Raw genomic sequence first — 18,673 nt, 5'->3', positions numbered from 1 at the left:
CGGGGGCTCAGAAGGCCCGGCGGCGCTCCTCCAGCTCCTGTCCCAGCAGGTGGGTCAGCGCCTCCACGCTCAGCGGCCGGCTGATGTGGAAGCCCTGGACCTCGTCGCAGCCGAGCCCCTCGAGGAACGCCTGCTGCTCGGCGGTCTCTACCCCCTCGGCGATGACGCCCATGTTGAGGCTGTGAGCAAGGAGGACGATCGTCTGGACGATGGCGGCGCTGTCGGCGTCGCGCGGCACGTCCCGGACGAAGGACTGATCGATCTTGAGCATCCCGATGGGGAAGCGCTTGAGGTAGCTCAGCGAGCTGTATCCCGTGCCGAAGTCGTCGATGGAGACGCTGACCCCCATCTCCCGCAGCGCCTTGAGGGTGGCGAGGGTGGAGTCCAGGTCGCCCATGAAGATGCTCTCGGTCAGCTCCAGGTCCAGGGTGCTCGCGGGCAGCTCGAACTCGGCGAGCACCTCCTGGACGCGCTCGGCGACGTTCGGCTGGCGGAAGTAGGAGCCCGAGAGGTTCACCGCCACCCGGATGGGCGCGAGGCCCAGATCCTGCCAGGCCTTGGCCTGCTCGCAGGCCGTCCTGATCGCCCAGTCGGTCATGGGCAGGATCAGGCCGGTATCCTCGGCCAGGGGGATGAACCTGGCGGGCGAGACCAGGTCGAGCTCCGGGTGCCGCCAGCGGATGAGGGCCTCAGCCCCCACCACCCGCCCCGTGCGCAGGTCCACCTGGGGCTGGTAGTGCAGCAGGAACTCGCCGCGGTCCAGGGCCTTGTGGAGCTGGCTTTCGAGCGAGAGCCGCTCCAGGGCGGCCTCGCCCATGGCGCTCTCGTAGCGCATCGCGAAGTTGCGGTGCTCCTTGGCCCGGTACATGGCCGTCTCGGCGTTGCGGTTGAGCGCCACCGCCTCGTCGCCGTCCGAGGGAAAGACGGCGTAGCCGATGCTCGCCGTGACGAAGAGCTCGTGGCCCTCGACGAGCAGGGGTTCTGCGAGGGCCGCGAGGAGCGCGCCCGCCAGGCTCACCGCCTCCTCGGGCCCCGAGAGCCGGGGCCGGATGACGGCGAACGAGTCGCCTCCGATCCGGGCGATGTGGTCCGTGGGGCCGAGGGCCCCCAGGAGGCGCTCGGCGATCGCGCGGATCAGCATGTCGCCGGTGGCGTGCCCGAGGGTGTCGTTGATGACCTTGAAGCGATCGAGATCCAGCAGAAGAAGACCGGTCTCGCTCCCGCCGCGCTGGGGCTCGGTCAGGACCTGGCGCAGCCGGTGCTGGAAGAGGGCACGGTTCGGCAGGCCGGTCAGGGCGTCGGCGCTCGACATGCGCTGGAGGGCCGCACGGCTCTCCTCGCGCAGCGTCCGCTCCAGGCCCGAGGCGAAGGTCGAGAGCTCCGAGCGCAGCGCCTGGCGCAGCGCCTCGGGGTCAAGAGACGCCCCCAGACGCTCCATCAGGCGCTCGACGTGCTCATCGAGTGAATCGGGAGAATTGCCGGTAGGTCGATTCATCGTCACGTCTCTTCACGAAGTAATGCATTCTTACGCCTTGGTGACCCTAAAATAGCACAAGGATGAGCCGATCGTGAATAAAACCGCAAAAAATGACCTGATTTCAGATAAAATCAGAAGTAAGGCAAGGCGCTAGGCGGTTATCTCGCCGGCGAGCGGGACCCCCAGGTTCTTGGCCGCGCGCTGCGCCGAGCCGAGCTGGCCCAGGAGGAACATGAGCTTGACGGTGGCGGCCTCGACCGTCATGTCGCCGCACGAGACGGCCCCTGCCTGTGCGGCGCGCGCGCCGCACTCGTAGAGCCCGAGGTCCACCGCGCCCGAGAGGGCCTGGCTTGCGATCGCGACCAGCTTGCCGCTTTCGGTCGCGCGCTCGATGAAGGGGATGAGGCTCTTCTCGGCGATGGGCACGTTGCCCGCGCCGAAGGCCTCGAGCACGATCGCCTCGGCGCGCCCCTCGGCCAGGGGCATCAGGAGCTCGGCGTCCATCCCGGGCGTCACGCGGATGGCGAGCACCTTGTCCGAGAAGTCCCGGTGGACCCGAAAGAGGCCCGACGGGCGCCGGATGGCATCGGTGCGCAGCGTCACGTTGAGGCCCACGTCGGCCAAAGTGGGGAAGTTGGGCGAGGCGAAGGCGTCGAACTCGTGGATGCTCACCTTCTTGGCCCGGTTGCCGCGATAGAGGGCGTGGTCGAAGAAGATGCCGACCTCGCTCACGTCCATGGTGGCGAGCTCGAGCGCGGAGATCAGGTTGTTGCGCGCATCGGTCCTCAGCTCCGAGATGGGGCGCTGGGCCCCGGTCAGGATCACCGGCTTGGGCAGGTTGGAGAGCATGTACGACAGGGCCGAGGCCGTGTAGACCATGGTGTCGGTGCCGTGAACGACGACGAAGCCGTCGTAGGCGTCCATCTCGGCCTCGATCACCCCGGCCAAAAGCTGCCACTCGCGGATGCCCGAGTTGGAGCTGTCGAGGTTGTAGAGGGTGCGCGCCTCCACGTCGGCGACCGAGCGGGCCTCGGGCAGGCCCGCCAGCAGCTCGGCCGCGTCGTCCGGCGGGCACAGGGCCCCCGCGAGGTCGCTCGGGCGCATGCCCAGGGTGCCGCCGGTGTGGAGCAAGAGCAGGCGTTTCACGCTCGGGCCGGGATCCTTTCGAGTCGGGGGCGGAAGGCGGATACTCGCATGGGCGAGGGTTCTTCGATTATACTGAAGCGCCTCAGGCATGATCCAGGAAAGGAACCATTCGCCGTGAAATTCAAGGTAATCGTTGTCGCGACGATGCTGGCCGCCCTCGGCGTGGTCGGCTGTCGCGGAGGAGACAAGATGGAGAACCAACCTTCCACCAAGGCCGTCGCCACCGCCTCGGGCCTCAAGTACGATGACCTGGTCGTCGGCTCGGGCAAGGTCGCCAAGACCGGCGACCTCGTGTCGGTCCACTACACCGGCTGGCTCGAGGACGGCACCAAGTTCGACAGCTCCCTCGACCGCAAGCAGCCCTTCGAGTTCGCCCTCGGCCAGGGCATGGTCATCAAGGGCTGGGACGAGGGCGTCGCCGGCATGAAGGTCGGCGGCAAGCGCAAGCTCTACATCCCGCCCCAGCTGGGCTACGGCGATCGCGGCGCCGGCGGCGTGATCCCGCCCAAGGCGACCCTGATCTTCGAGGTCGAGCTCCTCGACGTCAAGTAAGCCCGTTCACGCGAAGCGGGGGGCGCCTGGTGGCGCCCCCCGCTTCGTTTTTTCTAGCCGCGGACGGCCATGTCGACGAGCCGGCGCTCCTTGAGGGTCGCCTTCAGCTCGGCGCGGAAGTCCGGGTGGGCGATCGAGACCAGGGCCTCGCCCCGCTCGCGCAGGCTCAGGCCGTGCAGGTTGACCATGCCGTACTCGGTGGCGACCCAGTGGACGTGGCCGCGGGTCGTCACCACCCCGGCCCCCGGCTTGAGGGTGGCCGCGATGCGCGAGACGGTGCCCTTCTTGGCGGTGGAGGGCAGGGCGATGATCGGCTTGCCGCCGCGCGACAGGGCCGCCCCGCGAATGAAGTCCATCTGGCCGCCGATCCCGCTGTAGATCCGCGTCCCCATGGAGTCGGCGCAGACCTGGCCCGTCAGGTCGATCTCGATGGCGCTGTTGATCGCGATCATCTTGTCGTGCCGGCGGATGAGGGCCGTGTCGTTGGTGTAGTCGCACGGATGGAACTCGACGGCGGGGTTGTCGTCGACGAAGTCGAAGAGGCGCTGGGAGCCGTTGACGAAGCTGGTGACGAGCCGCCCCGGGTGGACGGCCTTGAGGCGGTTGGTGATGACGCCGGCCTCGACCAGGTCCACCACCCCGTCCGAGAACATCTCGGAGTGGATCCCGAGCTCGTGCTTGTTCTTGAGGGCGGCGAGGACCGCGTCGGGGATGGCCCCGATGCCGAGCTGCAGGGTGGAGCCGTCCTCGATGACCGAGGCGATCTCCTCGCCGATCGCGCGCTCCACCGGCCCGATCACGGCGGGCTCGTGCCCGGCCAGGGGGCGGTCCGTCAGGACGAAGGCGTCCACCTCACTCAGGTGCACGAAGCTGTTGCCGTGGGTGCGGGGCATGCGGCGGTTGATCTCGGCGACCACGATTCGCGCCGAGGCGACGGCGGCCTTGGCCGTGTCCACCGAGGTGCCGAGCGAGCAGTAGCCGTGCGCGTCGGGATACGAGAGCTGCACCACCGCCACGTCCAGGGGCACCTGGGCCGACTCGAAGAGCCAGGGGATGTCCGAGAGGAAGATCGGCACGAAATCCGCCCGGCCCTCGTCGATGGCCGCACGCACGTTCGCGCCCGCGAAGAGGGAGAAGGAGCGGAAGCGTTCCGAGTGCGAGGGATCGGTGAACAGCGCCGGGCCGTTCTTGTGGATGTGGTAGAGCTTGACGCTCGAGAGGTCTTCGCGCGCGCAGAGGGCCTCCTCCAGCGAGAGGGGGCTCGCCGCCGCGCCGTGAAGGAAGACGTTCATCCCGCTGCGGACGCAGGCGATCGCCTCGGCGGGGGTGACGGCGCGTTGCTTCCAGTCGGCTTCGAGGTGCATGGCTTCTCCTGAAAGGGAATGGGATGGTGACTCGCCCATCATGCCGCGAGGCGGGATCCGTCTCAAGCGTAATTTACACCGGCTCGGACGCAAGGCTCAGCAGGCCGGTGCCGCGCAAGCGCTCTGTCGCAGAGCGGGTGAGGTGCGCAATGAAGGCCCGCGCGCGATCGGTCTCGGGCCGGGTGAAAAAGGTCTCCGGGTCGGTGTCCTCCACGATGCGGCCCTGGTCCATGAACAGCACCCGGTCGGCCACCTTGCGGGCGAACCCCATCTCGTGGGTCACCACCAGCATGGTCATGCCGCCGCGGGCGATGTCGTTGATGACCGTCAGCACCTCGTGCACCATCTCCGGGTCGAGCGCCGAGGTGGGCTCGTCGAAGAGCATGACCCTCGGGCGCATGGCCAGCGCGCGCGCGATGGCGACCCGCTGCTGCTGGCCCCCCGACAGCTGGGAAGGATAGGCCGCGGCCTTGTGGGCCATCCCGACCCGCGAGAGCAGCTCGCGCGCCTGGCTCTGGGCCTCGGATCGGCTCAGGCCGCGGACCTGCACCGGCGCAAGGCAGACGTTCTCGAGGACCGAGAGGTGCGGAAAGAGGTGGAAGCCCTGGAAGACCATCCCGACCTCCTGGCGGATGCCGCGCACGTCGGCCTTGGGGCCGTGCAGGTCGCGCCCGAAGACGCGGATGGCGCCCGCATCGATCTCCTCGAGGCGGTTGAGGCAGCGCAGAAGGGTGCTCTTGCCCGAGCCGCTCGGACCCAAGAGGACGATCTTCTCGCCCGCCCCGACCCGCAGATCCACCCCCTGGAGGATGCGGGTCGCCCCGAAGGCCTTGTGAACGTTCTCGACGACGATCAAGCCGCTTCTCCTCTCGTCACGCGCGACGCAGCCGGTTCTCGGTCCAGCGGGCGAACAGCGCCGCCGGGTATGAGATGACCAGGTAGATCAGGGCGGTGACCAGGCCCAGCCCGATGTAGTCGTAGGTCGCCGAGGCGAGCATCCCGTAGGCCTTGGTCAGCTCCACCAGGGTGATCACCGAGACGATCGACGAGTCCTTGAACAGGGCGATGAAGTCGTTGGTCACCGGCGGGATCGCCACCTGCAGCGACTGGGGCAGCACCACGTGGCGCAGCAGCTGGAAACGGCTGAGCCCCAGAGCCAGGCTCGCCTCGGACTGGCCCTTGGGCACCGCCTGGATGCCCGCGCGGTAGTTCTCGGCCTCGTTGGCCGCGTAGTTGAGGCCGAGCCCCAGAACGCCCGCGACGAAGGCGTCCAGCTGGATGCCCAGGGTCGGCAGGCCGTAGTACAGCAGGTAGAGCTGGATCAAGAGGGGGGTGCCCCTGACGATCTCCACGTAGGCCGTGGCGAAGAAGCGCAGGGGCGCCGGGCCGTAGATCCGCATCAAGGCGAGCAGCATCCCGCAGGCCATGGCCAGCAGCATCGCGAGCACCGAGATCTTGACGGTCATGACCGCCCCCTCGGCCAGCATGGGCAAGAAGCGCCTCCAGGACGCCCCCTTGTCGGGGGCGACGGGCTGGGTGTCGTGGAAGGCCACCAGCTTCGCCTGGGCGGGGGTCCACATCTGCCAGCCCCGCAGGATCTTCTCGAGGGTGCCGTCCGCGATCATGCCGTCGAGGGCACCGTCGACCTGGCGCTTGAGGGCCTCGTCCCCCTTGCGCAGGGCGATCGCGTAGTAGCCCTCGCCGACGGGCGGGTCCACGAAGCGAAGCCTCGCGTTGTCCCTGGCGTAGAAGACCGCCATGGGCCGGTCGACGAAGACCGCTTCCAGGCGGCCGATGGCCAGGTCCTGGTAGATGGCGAACATGTCGGAGTAGAGCTTCTCGTCGACCCCGCCCAGCCGGTCGAGCATCCGGTGGGCGGCCGAGCCCGTGAGGGTGCCGACCCGCTTGCCCTTCAGGTCGTCGAAGACCTGGACGCGGCTGTCGTCCTTCCGCACCACGATCTGCTGCTGGAAGACGTAGTAGGGACGGCTGAAGAGGGCGCCGCGCTTGTGCTCGTCGGTCAGCTCGATCCCGTTGATGACCAGGTCGAAGGTGCCGCGGTCGAGGGCCGGGATGAGGCTGTCCCAGTTGGTCTGGACGGGCTCCATGGCGCGGCCGAGTCGCTTGCCGAGCGCATCGGCCAGCTCCTTCTCGTAGCCGATGATCCGGTCGGGGTGCTTCGGGTCGGCGAAGGTATAGGGGGCTCCCCCCTCCAGGTCCATCCCCCAGCGCAGGGGCGCCGCATGGGCGGCGCCGGGAAACAGCGAGCAGGCGAGCAGAATGACGGCCAGAAAGCCGACCGAGAGCGCGTTCTTCAATTCCGGGGGGAACCTCCAGACAAGCGAGGGGGCGAGGCACGGAGGCCCTTATACCCCAAAAAGCGCCCGAGCATCCCGGTCATGCCACGCCCGCCGCTTGGCATGACCGGATCGGGGCGCTACGATCCTCTCTCGGCGCAGCCACGTCATGCCTACGGAAAGGGGATCACCATGGCGGACATCACCTTCCAGCTCAAGGAGCATCCCGCCCTCGACGCGGCGGAGCGCCTGGTCGAGCGCCTCGAGCAGGAGCGGGGGGTGGCGTCGGCCATCCTCGACACCAGTCGCTCGCGCCTCTTCGTCACCTTCGACGCCATGCGCACCGGGGACATGGCGCTCCAGCAGGCGATCGAGGACGAGGGCTTCCACGTCTCGGACGAAGCGGAGACCATGGGCTACGACACCGAACAGCCGGGCTATACCCGGCTCGCGCGCGAGCGCGAGATCGAGGAAGGGCACGCCGTCGACCTGACCCGCGACGCCGAGTATCACCCGTAGCGCCGCATGGCGTAAGATGAGGGCGTGATTGCGCAACTGCTCGGCCGCCTGACGGCCGCCCTTCCCCGCGGCCCCGAGGGGCTCGTCTGGTGGCTCGTCCTCGTCCAGTCGCTCGGCATCACGGCCGTCCTGCCGGTCCTGCCCCTCTACGCCAGCGAGCAAGGGGCCGACCTCCACTTCGTCGGCCTGATGGTCGGCGCCTACATGGCGACCAGCCTCGTCTGCCAGTACCCCGCCGGCTGGCTCTCGGACCGCTTCGGCCGCCGGGGGCTCATGTTCGCGGGGCTCGCCGCCTACGCCCTGGCCTCCCTGGGCTTCCTCGTCTTCCGCTCGCCCGAGGCCTTCGTCGTGCTGCGGGGCATCGAGGGGATCGCAGGCGCCTGCTTCACCCCGGCGGCACTCGCGTACGTGGCCGATCGCGCGCCCGAGGGCGAGCGCGGGAGGCGCCTGGCCCACCTGACGGTGGCGCAGAACGGCGGCATGCTGGTGGGGCCCGCCATCGGCGGCGCGCTCGCCTCGCTGTGCGGCCTCGCCTCGCCCTTCGTCGCCCTCGCCGTTCTGTGCCTGGGCGGCGCCCTCCTGACGGCCCGGCTGCCGGGCGCCGGCCGCGCGGCGGCCCGGGAGCGTCACCGAGAGCAGGCGATGAGCGGCGCGGGCTGGGCCGAGGTGCGCTGGGCCCTCTTCACGGGGCTTGCGGCCCGAGCACTCGCGGGCGGCTTCGCCATGGGGCTTTACGAATCGGTCTGGGCCCTCTACCTCAAGGACCTGGGGGCCAGCACCTGGCTCATCAGCATGAGCTGGACGGCCTTCGCCCTGCCGGCCATCGTGCTCGCGGGCGTCGCCGGTCGCCTGATCGACTCGACGGGGCCGGCGCGGCTGGTGGTGTGGGGGACGCTGTTCTCGTCGCTGCTCGTCGCCTCCTACGCCATGACCGAGCGGATCGAGGTGGTGCTCTTCCTCAGCGTGATCGACGGGATCGGCTTCGCCTTCGCCTACCCCGCCCAGAACGCCCTCACGATGCTGGTGTCGCCCGAGGCGCTCAGGGGCCGGGTGATCGGGCTGGTCGCGGGCATCTCGACGCTGGGGGCCCTGGTCGGGGCGGTGCTGACCCCGCCGCTCCTGGGCAGGGGCCCCGTGTGGTGCTTCGGAGCGGGCGGGGCCGTCCTCTTCGCCTCGGGCCTCGTGCTCGCCGCGGCGGTTTCGATCGAGGGAAAAAAGACGCGGCTTTCGCCGCAAGCGCAGTAAAAATGCCCCCCGGAAGCATCTTGCTTCCGGGGGGCGTTTTTTACTTCGAAGTTATTGGGGCTTCGCGCCTTGCTTGAGGGCCTTGCGCAGCAGGGACTGCTGGGTGCGCAGGGCCTCCAGCTCCTTCTCGAGCTCCTCGGCCGAGCGGCTCGCGAGCAGCTCGGAAACCTTGATCTTGTGCTCATGCTTGGATTCGAGCGCGTTGATACGCTGATCGAGCTTCGCGATGCGGGCATCCATCGAGGCCTGAAGCGCGTCGCGCTTCGCGCGCAGCTCCTGGACCAGCTCGTAAGGCGAGCGACGCGAGCGCTTCGAAGCCGCGACCTTGGCGGAGGAAGCGGCAGCCTTCTTGGGCTTGGTCGCGGTGGCGGACTTGGTACGAGGCATTAAGTTCTCCTCCATCAGGGCGAATAAGAAACGATGGGCGGCATCGTTGCTGGAATTACTCTAACAATTCACGCCCTCGCGCGCAATATCCCGGAACTTATTTGAGTCGCGCGCTTCGAAACGATTTTTTTGCCGACAAGTCGACAATCCCCCCATAATCTCGCCTGTCTACGGAAAAAATGCGCTCGCCCGTCGGCGAAGCCCCGGCTAGCCGCCGATCGTGCTAGAATCGAACCTGACGGATCCCCGCTCCGCCTGCCGCAAGCCCCGTTTCGATCGCGCTCGAGGGGGGAAGATTCAGATGGTGGGGAAGGTTTGAAACCATGACGCAAGAGGACGCTTCCATGCCCCAGGACCAAGAGGTCGCGCGCGTCGAGCGGGTCTACGCCGAGCGCGCGCGCCGCCTGCCGGCCGACTTCTACTCGATCATGAAGCCGGGCAACCTTTATCGGCTCCAGCGCCGCGAGCGCGACCTGCTCGCCCTTCTCGGCGAGGAGGGCTTCGCCGATCTCGACGGGGTGACGGTGCTCGACGTGGGCTGCGGCATGGGCGACGACCTGCGCCAGATGCTGCGCTACGGAGCGCGCTCCGAGCACCTGGTCGGGGTGGACGTGCTGAGCGATCGCCTCGGCAAGGCCCGCGACCTCTCGCCCCACCTGCGCTTCGAGCTGATCGACGGCGGGGTCCTGCCCTTCGCCTCGGGCTCCTTCGACCTGGTGATGCAATCGACCGTCTTCTCGTCGATCCTGGACCTCGGGGTGCAGCAGCGCCTCGCCGACGAGATGCTGCGGGTGCTCTCGCCGGGAGGCGCCATCGTCTGGTACGACATGCGCCTCACCGACCCGCGCAACTCCAACCTGGTGCCCCTGACCCGGGAGCGGATCGAACACCTCTTCCCCGGGTGCGAGCTGCGCCTGAAACCCCACACCCTCCTACCCGCCCTGGGCCGCCGCCTGGCCCCTTTGAGCTGGACCCTGTGCCGGGCCCTCGAGGCCCTGCCGCCCCTGCGGGGGCACCTGCTGGGAGTGATCCGACCCGATGGCCCCGTTCGTCCGTAGCCTGCGAGGGCTCATCCCCCTCTTCGACCTGGGGGTGGCGGCCGTCGCCTACCTGGGGGCGTTCTACCTGCGCTTCGACGGGGTGATCCCCGTCGCCCACATCTCCCAGTTCTGGATCTTCTTCGCGGCCCTGCCCCTGCTTCGGATGGTCGTGAACTTCCTCTTCGGCATGTACCGCCACGTCTGGCGCTACATCGGGGTGCGCGAGGCCATGGCGATCGCCCTGGCGGTGGTCTCGGGCAGCGCCATCTTCTCCTTGCTGCTCTACGTCTCGAGCAACGCGAGCTTCCCGCGCTCCATCGTCTTCATCGAGGCCCTCCTGAGCGTCATCATGCTGGGGGGGGTTCGCTTCGGCATGCGCTACTGGGCCGAGGTCACCCCCGGCCCCAGGCAGTCGAGCATCACCCGCACCCTCATCGTGGGGGCGGGGGACGCCGGCGAGATGCTCGCGCGCGACATCCTGCGCCACCCCGAGGGGGGGCTTGCGCCGGTGGGCTTCGTGGACGACCGAAAGGAGAAGCGCGGCCTGCGCATCCACGGCATCGAGGTGCTCGGCGACCGCACGGCGATCGCCTCACTGGTCGAGCGCCTCGGGATCGACCTGGTGGTGGTCGCCATGCCCTCGGCCCCCCAGCGGGTCCAGAAGGAGATGCTGCGCCTCTGCGCGGCGACCCCCGCCAGGGTCCAGACCATCCCCGCCCTGCAGGAGATCGTCCAGGGCACCGTCTCGATCAGCCACCTGCGCGACATCCAGATCGAGGACCTCCTGGGCCGCGACCCGGTGGTGGTGGACGAGCGGCTCCTCACCTACCTTCCGGGCAGGCGCGTGCTCGTCTCGGGCGCGGGAGGCTCCATCGGGTCCGAGCTGTGCCGGCAGATCGCCGCGCTGGGTCCCTCGGCGCTGGTGCTCTTCGACCAGGCCGAGAACCCCATCTACCACATCGAGCAGGAGCTCTGCGCGAACTTCCCCGGCCTGCCGGTGGTGCCCGTGATCGCCGACATGCGCGACCGACGCCGGGTCGAGGAGGTCTTTGCCACCGAGCGGCCCGAGGTCGTCCTGCACGCGGCCGCCCACAAGCACGTCCCCCTGATGGAGGCCAACCCGGTCGAGGCCGCCGGCAACAACGTGTTCGGCAGCCGCAACCTGGCCGAGGTGGCCCACGCGTCGGGGGTCTCGCACTTCGTCCTCATCTCGACCGACAAGGCGGTGCGCCCCACCAACGTCATGGGCAAGACCAAGCGCTGCGCCGAGCTCATCATCCAGGACCTCGCGACCAAGAGCGCGACCAAGTTCGTCGCCGTCCGGTTCGGCAACGTGCTGGGCTCCAGCGGCAGCGTGGTGCCCCTCTTCCGGCGCCAGATCGCCCAGGGCGGCCCCATCACCGTCACCCACCCCGACATGACCCGCTACTTCATGACCATCCCCGAGGCCGTCACCCTGGTGCTCCAGGCGGCGACCCTCGGGCGCTCGGGCGAGGTCCTGATGCTCGACATGGGCGTGCCGGTCAAGATCCTCGATCTCGCCCGCAACATGATCAAGCTCTCGGGGCTGCGCGAGGACGACGTCGAGATCGTCTTCAGCGGCATCCGGCCCGGCGAGAAGCTGTACGAGGAGCTGCTCATCACCTCGGAGGGCACCCGCCCCACCGAGCATCCCCAGGTCTTCGCGGCCAAGGCCCAGCACCCTCCCGACCCCCACTGGTGGGCCGGGATCCTCTCGCGCCTCCAGGAGGCGATCGGCCTCCAGTCCGAGACCCAGGTCCGCGCCGTCCTCGACTCGGTCATCGCCCGGGACGGCTTCCCCGAACCCATCGCCTCTCCAGGGAGTGAATCATGATCGACGCCGCCGCCACGCAAATCCCCTTCTCGCCGGCCCTCATCGGGGACGCCGAGATCGCCGCCGTCACCGAGGTGCTCAAGAGCGGCTGGATCACCATGGGCCCCAAGACCAAGGCCTTCGAGGCCGCGATCGCAGGCTACGTCCAGGCCCGGCACGGGATCGCGCTCAACTCCTGCACCGCCGCCTTGCACCTGGCGCACCTGGCGAGCGGCATCGGGCCGGGCGACGAGGTCGTCACCACGCCTTTGACCTTCTGCGCGACCCTCAACACCATCCTGCACGTGGGCGCGAAGCCCGTGCTCGCCGACGTGGATCCCTTGAGCCTCAACCTCTCGGCCGAGGGCGTCGAGAAGGTCCTGACCACCAGGACCAAGGGCATCTCCCCGGTCCACTACGCCGGCAACCCGGTGGACATGGACCCCCTGATGGCGCTCGCTCGCGACAGGGACCTGGTCGTCACCGACGACGCCGCGCACGCGCTGGGCACCTTCTACAAGGGCAGGCCGGTGGGGTCGCTGGCCGACTACACCGCCTTCTCGTTCTACGCCACCAAGAACCTCGCCACCGGCGAGGGGGGCATGCTCACCACCAACCACGACGAGGCCGCCGACCGGATCCGGGTGCTCGGCCTGCACGGCATGAGCCGCAACGCCTGGAAGCGCTACTCGGGGGCGGGCTCCTGGTTCTACGAGGTCGAGGAGGCCGGCTACAAGTACAACATGGCCGACCTGGCCGCCGCCCTGGGCCTGGCGCAGTTCGCGCGCTTCGAGGACATGCAGGCGACGCGGCGCCGGTACGTTGCGCGCTACTTCGAGGCCTTCAAGGACCACCCGGCCCTCGAGCTGCCTCCTATCGCCGACGAGGCGCGCGGCGACATGCACGCCTGGCACCTCTTCATGATCCGCGTGCGGCCCGAGGCGCTCACCATCGACCGCGACGCCTTCATCGAGGCGCTCAAGGAGCTGGGCGTCCAGACCTCGGTCCACTTCATCCCGGCCTCGTACCACCCCGTCTACCGGCGCGAGCTGGGCCTCAAGGTGGGGGACTTCCCCGTGGCCGAGGACAGCTACCGCCGCATGATCTCGCTGCCCCTCTCGCCCAGGCTCTCCTTGGAGCAGATCGAGGCGGTCTGCGAGCGGGTGCTCTCGGTCGCCGACCGCTACCGGAGGTAGGCCGTGTACCGCCTCGTCAAGCGCGCAGCCGACATCCTCGGCGCCTTGATCCTGCTGGTGCTCGCGAGCCCCGTGCTTCTCTTGGTGGCGATCGCGATCCCCCTCGACTCGCCGGGAAGCCCGATCTTCACCCAAGCGCGGATGGGCAGGGGCGGCAGGCCCTTCACCATCTTCAAGTTCCGGACCATGCGAAAGGGCGGCGAGGCGGGGCCGGTGCTCACCCAGGTGGGCGACCACCGGATCACGAAGCTCGGCGCCTTCTTGCGCCGCACCTCGATCGACGAGCTGCCCCAGCTCTTCAACATCCTCAAGGGGGACATGAGCTTCATCGGGCCGCGGCCCGAGGTGCCGAGCATCGTGGAGAGCGAGTGGAGCGAGGACGACAAGGCCCGGGTGCTCTCGGTGCTGCCCGGCCTCTCGGGCTGGGCCCAGATCCACGGCCGCGACGACCTGGACATCCCGACCAAGCTCGGCTACGACCGCGCGTACGCCGAACGCATCGGCCTGGGGCTGGACCTCTTGATCCTCTTCAAGACGCCGATCGTGCTCCTCACGGGCGAGGGAATCAAGTAGAAAAGTGGTGCCTGAGTTCACGCCAGCCTGAATCCCCCCGCCCCCCGGTGGGGCGGGGTCGGGGGTGGGGGGATCTAACCGCTCCGAGTCTCCAGCCGGGGGCACGAGGAACTTGATTTTATCCCCCCACCCCTCACATCCAACAAAACCAGGCATGTGTTGTGGTGGCCGCTGTAAGCGGCTTGATTGAACAGTTCGTTAGACGTTCACCCTAGCCCCGCCCCACCGGGGGGCGGGGAATCAAGCGCAGGCCGGGGACCCTCGAGGCGATCGCCCTGAGGGCCGCGCGGTCCTCGGGGGCGACGGCCCCGGTGAGCCACAGGATGAGCGAGAAGGCGAGCATGCCCAGCACCGGGGCGAGGCAAAGGGCCAAGAGAGGCGGGCAGGCGCGCACCACCGCGTACACCGGCACCCCCATCCCCAGTGACGCCAGCAAGAGGTGCAGCACGCTGCGGACGGGGACCCCCGCCCCGGTCTGGGCCTGGGCCACCCGGATGCCCGGGTAGAGGCTCGCCAGCTGCGCGAGGCCGTTGGCCAGCACCGCCCCCCAGGCCCCGTACCGTGGGATGAGCACCCCCGCCAGGAGCAAATTAAGGGCCGATACCCCCAGCCCGATCCGGACCATGAGGCGCTGGGCGTCCGTGCTGTAGAGCACGCTCGACGCCGGGAAGCCGTAGACCATCACCAGGGCGTTGAAGCCCAGAAGCGCCCCCAACAGGCCCGCCACCGGCTCGTACCCGGCCCCGTACAGCACCGCCACCAGGGCGGGAGCCACCAGCGTCCCGCCCACCGCCACCGGCATCGCGAGCATCGCCATGTAGCGGCAGCTCTGGCGGTAGATCCGGCCCACCCCCTCGCGATCGCCCTGGCCCATCGCGCGCGACATGCTGGGGATCAAGAGGCCCACCAGGGTGCCCGGGATGAGCTTCATGGCCATGGTCGCGAGGCTGAAGGCCATCCCGTAGAAGGCCACCTCGCGCACCGGCGCGTAGGCCCCCAGGAAGAAGACCTCCGAACGCTGCCAGACCACCGCGTCCAGCACCAGCATGACGAAGACCGGCCCCTGGTAGCGCCGCATGGCCAGGCGCTGCTCGGCAGGAAGCGCCGCGCCCCACCAGCCCGGCCGCCAGCGCGACAGCAGCACCAGGTAGACCATCACGCCCAGGGCCGAAGCGAACCCCGTCGCCCCGAGCAGCCCCGCGAGGCCCCCGCCCTGGGTCAGGGCGAGCACCGTGCCTGCGAGTGACGCAAGGGCCGTGACCCCGGTGACCGCCGCCACCTGGTCGTAGCGCTGGAGAGCCTGGCAGGCCGCGGTGTAGAGGGCCAAGAGGGCCATGGGGATGACCGAGGCGCCACCGACCGCAAGGCCCGTGGCGAGCTCCGGACGCCCCAAGGCCGTGGCGGCCCACGGGCCGATCCCGGCGAGCAGGAGCGAGACCGCAAAGCCGCAGGCGAGCACCTGCCGGCTCGAGAACGCGAGCATCCCGGCGGCCTCGGACGGGTCCTCTCGCCCCAGGGCCTCGGCCATGTACTTCATGGTGGCCGTCACGTAGCCCAGGTTGGCGAAGAGGCCCGCGATCCCCACCCCCCAGACCAGAAGGGTGTAGGCCCCCATCCGGTCCGGGGCGAGCATGCGCGCGACCAGCGCCGTCACCCCCACCCCCAGAAGGGAGGTGATGGCGATGGTCAGGAAGTTGAAGGCCGTGTGGCGGGCCACCTTAGTCGGTGCTGACATGGGCCTCCTCGATCGGCAGACGCTTGATCACGCGGGCAGGGACGCCTGCGAGCACCGAGCCCGCCGGGAAGCTCGTGGTGACGACGGCGTTGGCCCCCACCACGCAGGAGTCGCCGAGGCTCACCCCCTTGAGCACGGTCACGTTGCAGCCGAGCCACACGTTGCGCCCGAGCCGCACCGGCGCCACGTCATAGCCCTGCTCGGCCACGTTCATCGAAGGATCGGCAAAGCGATGGTCGTGGTCCCGGATGCTCACCCGCTCGGCCAGGAGGCAATCGTCGCCGATCTCGAGCGAATCCAGCACCGAGAGGGTGGACCAGGCGCCGACCAGGACGCGCCGGCCGAGCACGAGCCGGCCGTCCACCTTGAGCTCGGCCCCCGTCCGCACCCGGCTCCGGGCGCCGATCGAGACCCGCCCGGCGTCGCCCAGCCGCCAGATGACGCCGCGCTCGAGCTCGGCGTCGGGATCGAGCCTCAGCCGGTCGCGGTGCTCGTGCTCCAGGAGCAGGCGCTGGGCCCGCTCTCGCCAAGCCGCGATGCGGCGGTCCCAGTAGGCGAAAGGGAGGACGAGGCGCAGGAGGGGCGAAGGCAGGTTCATGCATGCCTCCTTCGGGCGTGGCGGGCCTGGGCCTCGCGGTAGCAGGCGATGGTCTTTGTGGCGAGCGAGCGGTGGTCGAAGGCCTCGGCCCGCTCGCGGGCGCCCAGGCCCATGACCTCGCGGCGCCGTGGGTCCAGAGCGAGCGCGCAGAGGGCCCCGGCGAGGGCGCCGGCGTCCTGGGGCGGTACCAGGAGGCCCTGCCGGCCGTCCTGGACGATCTCGGGGACCCCGCCGGCCGCGCACCCGATGACCGGCCGGCCCGCGGCCATGGCCTCCAGGTACACCAGACCGAAGGGCTCGAGCCGGCTCGGCGCCACGAAGAAGTCGCAGCCGGCGTAGAGCTCGGGCAGCTCGCGGTGGTCGCGCGGCCCGAGCCAGTGGACGCGGTGGGCGGCACCCGCGCGCTCCAGCCGCCGGCAGAGGTGCGCACGCAGGCTGGTGCCGTCCGGGGCGGTCTCGGTGTCGCCGCCCGCCACCGCCAGGTGCAGCCGCGGCACCGAGGCCGAGGCCTCCACGAAGGCCTCGACCAGGGTGTCGATCCCCTTGCGGCGCTCGATGCGCCCGACGAAGAGGGCGAGCACGTCCGCGTCCGAGAGGCCGAGCGTGCCCCTGAGGCCGTCGCTCGGCCGGGGCGCGAAGCGCTCCACGTCCACCCCCAGGTGCAGCACGTCGATGGCGCGCCGGGGGACCTGGTAGTCGCACGCAAGCGCGTCCGCGAGCGCGGCGCTGTTGGCGAGCACCATCGAGGCGTGGCGCACCGCCTTCGCCTCGAGCGAGGCGGCCAGCCGCGCATCCGCGGTCATGGGCAGGTCGTTGAGCCGCCGCACCAGGGAGAGGTGGGTGTGGAGGCGCACCACCAGGGCAGGCAGGTCCCGCCCCGGCCTCAGGAAGAGGCCGCCCGCCCGCCACTCCGGCACCTCGAGCACGTCGAAGGCATGCTCGGCGTGCAGGGCCCGCACCGCCTCGGCCGCATGGCGCGCCCAGGGCAAGAGCGCGCTCGAGAGGCCCCACGCCCGGTTGAAGGCGGGCAGGCGGTAGCGCTCAGGAAAGGCGAGGCCGTGATAGCAGGGCCCCTCCCCCTCGGGTACCGGCCCCACCGGCAGGATCACCCGCACGTCGTGACCCTCGCGCGCCAGGGCGCGCGCCAGGGTGCCGGTGTAGGTGCCGATCCCCCCCGCGCCGAGCGACTCGGGGCACAAGAGGCCGATCCGCATCAGCCCACGCCCGCGAGGTTCTGGTTGGAGTTCGCGCGCTTGCGCGCGGCCTCGCGCTCCAGCCCGAAGTGCCAGCTGGTCGGGGCGTGCCAGACGACGTGCTTGGCCAGGCGCAGGGCAGGCAGGACCTTGCCGAGACCCCGGGCCTCGTCGAGGGCGCGGCGGCGCAGGGTCCACTCCAGCTCGCCCTGGGCCCAGCGGTAGGCGAGCTTCACCTTGGGGCGGTCCAGGTACCGGGTCCGCACCACGCAGGCCGTCCCGCCGAGCTCGTGGTAGTTCCCCGAGTCCGCGACGTGGCCCAGCTCCTCGGCCTCGGTCCGGTAGACGGTGCCCAGGTACGGGGTCATCAGGGAGACCGAGTAGTTCATGGGCAGGTGCTGGGCCATCCGGACGGTCGCGACCACGCTCTCGAACGACTCGGAGGTGGAGCCGACGACCATGAAGCCCGTCAGCTCGATGCCCAGCTCCTTGCAGCGCGTGATGTTCTTGAGGGTCAGCTTGAGGGCATCCGGGTGCTGGTGGATCTCGCGCAGGATCGTGGGGTCCGCTGACTCGATGCCCGTCATCAGGCGCTTGAGGCCACCCTTGGCGAGCACCTCGAGGGTCTCGGGGTCCAGGCTCTCGAGGTCCGTCTCGATGACCCACTTGAAGCCGTACCCACCCTGGGTCATGGCCTCGGCGATCGCCCGCAGGCGCTTCTTGACCAGCCCGATGTTGGGATCGCGCGCCTGAAGGAAGCGCGCCCCCAGGGCCTTGAGGTGGTCGAGCTCGGCCGTCACGCTCTCGAGGGAGCGCGCGCGCCATGGGCCGCCCTGGTGGACGTAGTAGGGGCACATGGAGCAGGCCTTCGGGCAGCCGCGGCTGGTCAGCACGTAGTAGGTCGCGCCGCTGGGCGTGCCGTCGGGGCTGTAGCGCCGCATGTCGAGCAGGTGCCAGGCGGGATGGGGCAGGGCGTCGAGCGCTGCCGTGTCCTGAAGGAGCCAGCCGCCCGGCGCGAAGGGGACCCTGGGGGTCCAGACCTGGGCGTTGTGCCTGCCTGCGAGGAAGTCGGCCACCAGGGCCTCCGGCTCCCCGAACAGGACCCCGTCCAGGCCGCAGTCGTCGAGCCAGCGGGCGTGGGTCGTCTGGATGACGTTGCCGAAGGCGAAGACCTTGGCGCGGGGCAGGACGGCCTTGAGCATCCTCGCGATCGAGAGGTCCTCCTTGAGGGTCGGCAGACTCAGCCGGACGCCCACCGCGTCGGGGGCCTCCTTCTCGAGGGAGAGGAGCAGGTCCGTGCGCTTGAGGCGCTCGGCGCAGGCGTCGGTGAGGCGCACCTCGTGCCCCTCGCGCTCGGCGACCGCCGCCGCGTACATCAGGTCGAGGGGCGGGGTGAAGGCGCGGTAGCGGTAGCGGCGGTTGATGGGGAACATGGTGCCCAGCCCGCCCGCCTTGTCGCGATCGCTGATATAGCCCGCAAGCTCCGGGGGGTTGATCAGGTGCACGCGCATGGGACC

The 18,673-nt window shown here is 69.8% G+C and carries 17 protein-coding genes; 7 read left to right on the top strand and 10 right to left on the bottom strand.

The window, feature by feature from the left end; all coding sequences use genetic code 11:
* Positions 1-7: 7 nt before the first annotated feature.
* Complete coding sequence (locus tag V6D00_09145; protein ID HEY9899333.1) at positions 8-1,495, bottom strand: bifunctional diguanylate cyclase/phosphodiesterase; 1,488 nt, start codon at positions 1,493-1,495, stop codon at positions 8-10.
* 132 nt (positions 1,496-1,627) lie between these two features.
* On the bottom strand, positions 1,628-2,623 hold the full coding sequence (locus V6D00_09140; protein HEY9899332.1) for an asparaginase: 996 nt from the start codon (positions 2,621-2,623) through the stop codon (positions 1,628-1,630).
* A gap of 114 nt (positions 2,624-2,737) precedes the next feature.
* Between V6D00_09140 and V6D00_09135 the strand changes: the two genes are divergently transcribed.
* On the top strand, positions 2,738-3,175 hold the full coding sequence (locus tag V6D00_09135; GenBank protein HEY9899331.1) for an FKBP-type peptidyl-prolyl cis-trans isomerase: 438 nt from the start codon (positions 2,738-2,740) through the stop codon (positions 3,173-3,175).
* A gap of 53 nt (positions 3,176-3,228) precedes the next feature.
* Here V6D00_09135 and V6D00_09130 read toward each other — a convergent pair whose 3' ends face one another.
* The 3 genes from V6D00_09130 to V6D00_09120 form a co-directional block, all read right to left on the bottom strand.
* Complete coding sequence (locus tag V6D00_09130) at positions 3,229-4,539, bottom strand: acetyl-CoA hydrolase/transferase C-terminal domain-containing protein (GenBank protein ID HEY9899330.1); 1,311 nt, start codon at positions 4,537-4,539, stop codon at positions 3,229-3,231.
* Positions 4,540-4,612: 73 nt separating this feature from the next.
* Positions 4,613-5,395 carry an amino acid ABC transporter ATP-binding protein gene (locus V6D00_09125; GenBank protein HEY9899329.1) on the bottom strand — a complete coding sequence of 261 codons (783 nt, stop codon included), beginning with the start codon at positions 5,393-5,395 and terminating at the stop codon, positions 4,613-4,615.
* 16 nt (positions 5,396-5,411) lie between these two features.
* The gene (locus tag V6D00_09120) at positions 5,412-6,857 is read right to left on the bottom strand and encodes an ABC transporter substrate-binding protein/permease (GenBank protein HEY9899328.1); all 1,446 of its coding nucleotides are present in this window, start codon (positions 6,855-6,857) and stop codon (positions 5,412-5,414) included.
* A gap of 81 nt (positions 6,858-6,938) precedes the next feature.
* Between V6D00_09120 and V6D00_09115 the strand changes: the two genes are divergently transcribed.
* Positions 6,939-7,355, top strand: coding sequence for a heavy metal-associated domain-containing protein (locus V6D00_09115; protein ID HEY9899327.1), 417 nt, complete (start codon positions 6,939-6,941; stop codon positions 7,353-7,355).
* Positions 7,356-7,379: 24 nt separating this feature from the next.
* The gene (locus V6D00_09110) at positions 7,380-8,600 is read left to right on the top strand and encodes an MFS transporter (GenBank protein HEY9899326.1); all 1,221 of its coding nucleotides are present in this window, start codon (positions 7,380-7,382) and stop codon (positions 8,598-8,600) included.
* Positions 8,601-8,651: 51 nt separating this feature from the next.
* Here the strand turns inward: V6D00_09110 and V6D00_09105 are convergent, their stop codons facing one another.
* Positions 8,652-8,987, bottom strand: coding sequence for a hypothetical protein (locus V6D00_09105; protein ID HEY9899325.1), 336 nt, complete (start codon positions 8,985-8,987; stop codon positions 8,652-8,654).
* Positions 8,988-9,331: 344 nt separating this feature from the next.
* Between V6D00_09105 and V6D00_09100 the strand changes: the two genes are divergently transcribed.
* From V6D00_09100 to V6D00_09085, 4 genes are read left to right on the top strand one after another with little or no spacing between them, the layout of a single operon-like run.
* Positions 9,332-10,045 carry a class I SAM-dependent methyltransferase gene (locus V6D00_09100; protein ID HEY9899324.1) on the top strand — a complete coding sequence of 238 codons (714 nt, stop codon included), beginning with the start codon at positions 9,332-9,334 and terminating at the stop codon, positions 10,043-10,045.
* Complete coding sequence (locus tag V6D00_09095) at positions 10,026-11,882, top strand: nucleoside-diphosphate sugar epimerase/dehydratase (protein HEY9899323.1); 1,857 nt, start codon at positions 10,026-10,028, stop codon at positions 11,880-11,882. Before V6D00_09100 ends, V6D00_09095 begins: the two co-directional genes overlap by 20 nt.
* Entirely contained in the window at positions 11,879-13,057 is a 1,179-nt protein-coding gene (locus V6D00_09090) for a DegT/DnrJ/EryC1/StrS aminotransferase family protein (protein HEY9899322.1), read from the top strand. Before V6D00_09095 ends, V6D00_09090 begins: the two co-directional genes overlap by 4 nt.
* 3 nt (positions 13,058-13,060) lie before the next feature.
* The gene (locus V6D00_09085; protein ID HEY9899321.1) at positions 13,061-13,630 is read left to right on the top strand and encodes a sugar transferase; all 570 of its coding nucleotides are present in this window, start codon (positions 13,061-13,063) and stop codon (positions 13,628-13,630) included.
* A gap of 211 nt (positions 13,631-13,841) precedes the next feature.
* Here the strand turns inward: V6D00_09085 and V6D00_09080 are convergent, their stop codons facing one another.
* Genes V6D00_09080 through V6D00_09065 form a run of 4 tightly spaced genes read right to left on the bottom strand, consistent with a single transcriptional unit; the run spans position 13,842 to position 18,667 of the window.
* Positions 13,842-15,365 (bottom strand): oligosaccharide flippase family protein, encoded by a 1,524-nt coding sequence (locus V6D00_09080; GenBank protein ID HEY9899320.1) that lies wholly within the window; start codon positions 15,363-15,365, stop codon positions 13,842-13,844.
* Positions 15,349-15,963, bottom strand: a complete 615-nt coding sequence (locus V6D00_09075; GenBank protein HEY9899319.1) for an acyltransferase — start codon at positions 15,961-15,963, stop codon at positions 15,349-15,351. Before V6D00_09075 ends, V6D00_09080 begins: the two co-directional genes overlap by 17 nt.
* Complete coding sequence (locus V6D00_09070) at positions 15,960-17,177, bottom strand: glycosyltransferase family 4 protein (protein HEY9899318.1); 1,218 nt, start codon at positions 17,175-17,177, stop codon at positions 15,960-15,962. The genes V6D00_09075 and V6D00_09070 overlap by 4 nt, the downstream gene beginning before the upstream one ends.
* Positions 17,177-18,667 (bottom strand): radical SAM protein, encoded by a 1,491-nt coding sequence (locus V6D00_09065; protein HEY9899317.1) that lies wholly within the window; start codon positions 18,665-18,667, stop codon positions 17,177-17,179. The genes V6D00_09070 and V6D00_09065 overlap by 1 nt, the downstream gene beginning before the upstream one ends.
* Between the last annotated feature and the right edge of the window lie 6 nt (positions 18,668-18,673).

Source organism: Pantanalinema sp. (genome assembly GCA_036704125.1).
Classification (GTDB): Bacteria; Cyanobacteriota; Sericytochromatia; order S15B-MN24; family UBA4093; genus JAGIBK01.
The sequence above is the reverse complement of the archived record's forward strand: the minus strand, read 5'-3'. Positions and strand labels throughout refer to the sequence as shown.

Bases quoted from the DNA above. Each gene is read 5' to 3' on its own strand.
- V6D00_09145 (HEY9899333.1), bottom strand. From the start codon at position 1,495: ATGAATCGACCTACCGGCAATTCTCCCGATTCACTCGATGAGCACGTC.
- V6D00_09130 (HEY9899330.1), bottom strand. From the start codon at position 4,539: ATGCACCTCGAAGCCGACTGGAAGCAACGCGCCGTCACCCCCGCCGAG.
- V6D00_09115 (HEY9899327.1), top strand. From the start codon at position 6,939: ATGCCACGCCCGCCGCTTGGCATGACCGGATCGGGGCGCTACGATCCT.
- V6D00_09105 (HEY9899325.1), bottom strand. From the start codon at position 8,987: ATGCCTCGTACCAAGTCCGCCACCGCGACCAAGCCCAAGAAGGCTGCC.
- V6D00_09100 (HEY9899324.1), top strand. From the start codon at position 9,332: ATGCCCCAGGACCAAGAGGTCGCGCGCGTCGAGCGGGTCTACGCCGAG.
- V6D00_09095 (HEY9899323.1), top strand. From the start codon at position 10,026: ATGGCCCCGTTCGTCCGTAGCCTGCGAGGGCTCATCCCCCTCTTCGAC.
- V6D00_09090 (HEY9899322.1), top strand. From the start codon at position 11,879: ATGATCGACGCCGCCGCCACGCAAATCCCCTTCTCGCCGGCCCTCATC.
- V6D00_09080 (HEY9899320.1), bottom strand. From the start codon at position 15,365: ATGTCAGCACCGACTAAGGTGGCCCGCCACACGGCCTTCAACTTCCTG.
- V6D00_09075 (HEY9899319.1), bottom strand. From the start codon at position 15,963: ATGAACCTGCCTTCGCCCCTCCTGCGCCTCGTCCTCCCTTTCGCCTAC.
- V6D00_09070 (HEY9899318.1), bottom strand. From the start codon at position 17,177: ATGCGGATCGGCCTCTTGTGCCCCGAGTCGCTCGGCGCGGGGGGGATC.
- V6D00_09065 (HEY9899317.1), bottom strand. From the start codon at position 18,667: ATGCGCGTGCACCTGATCAACCCCCCGGAGCTTGCGGGCTATATCAGC.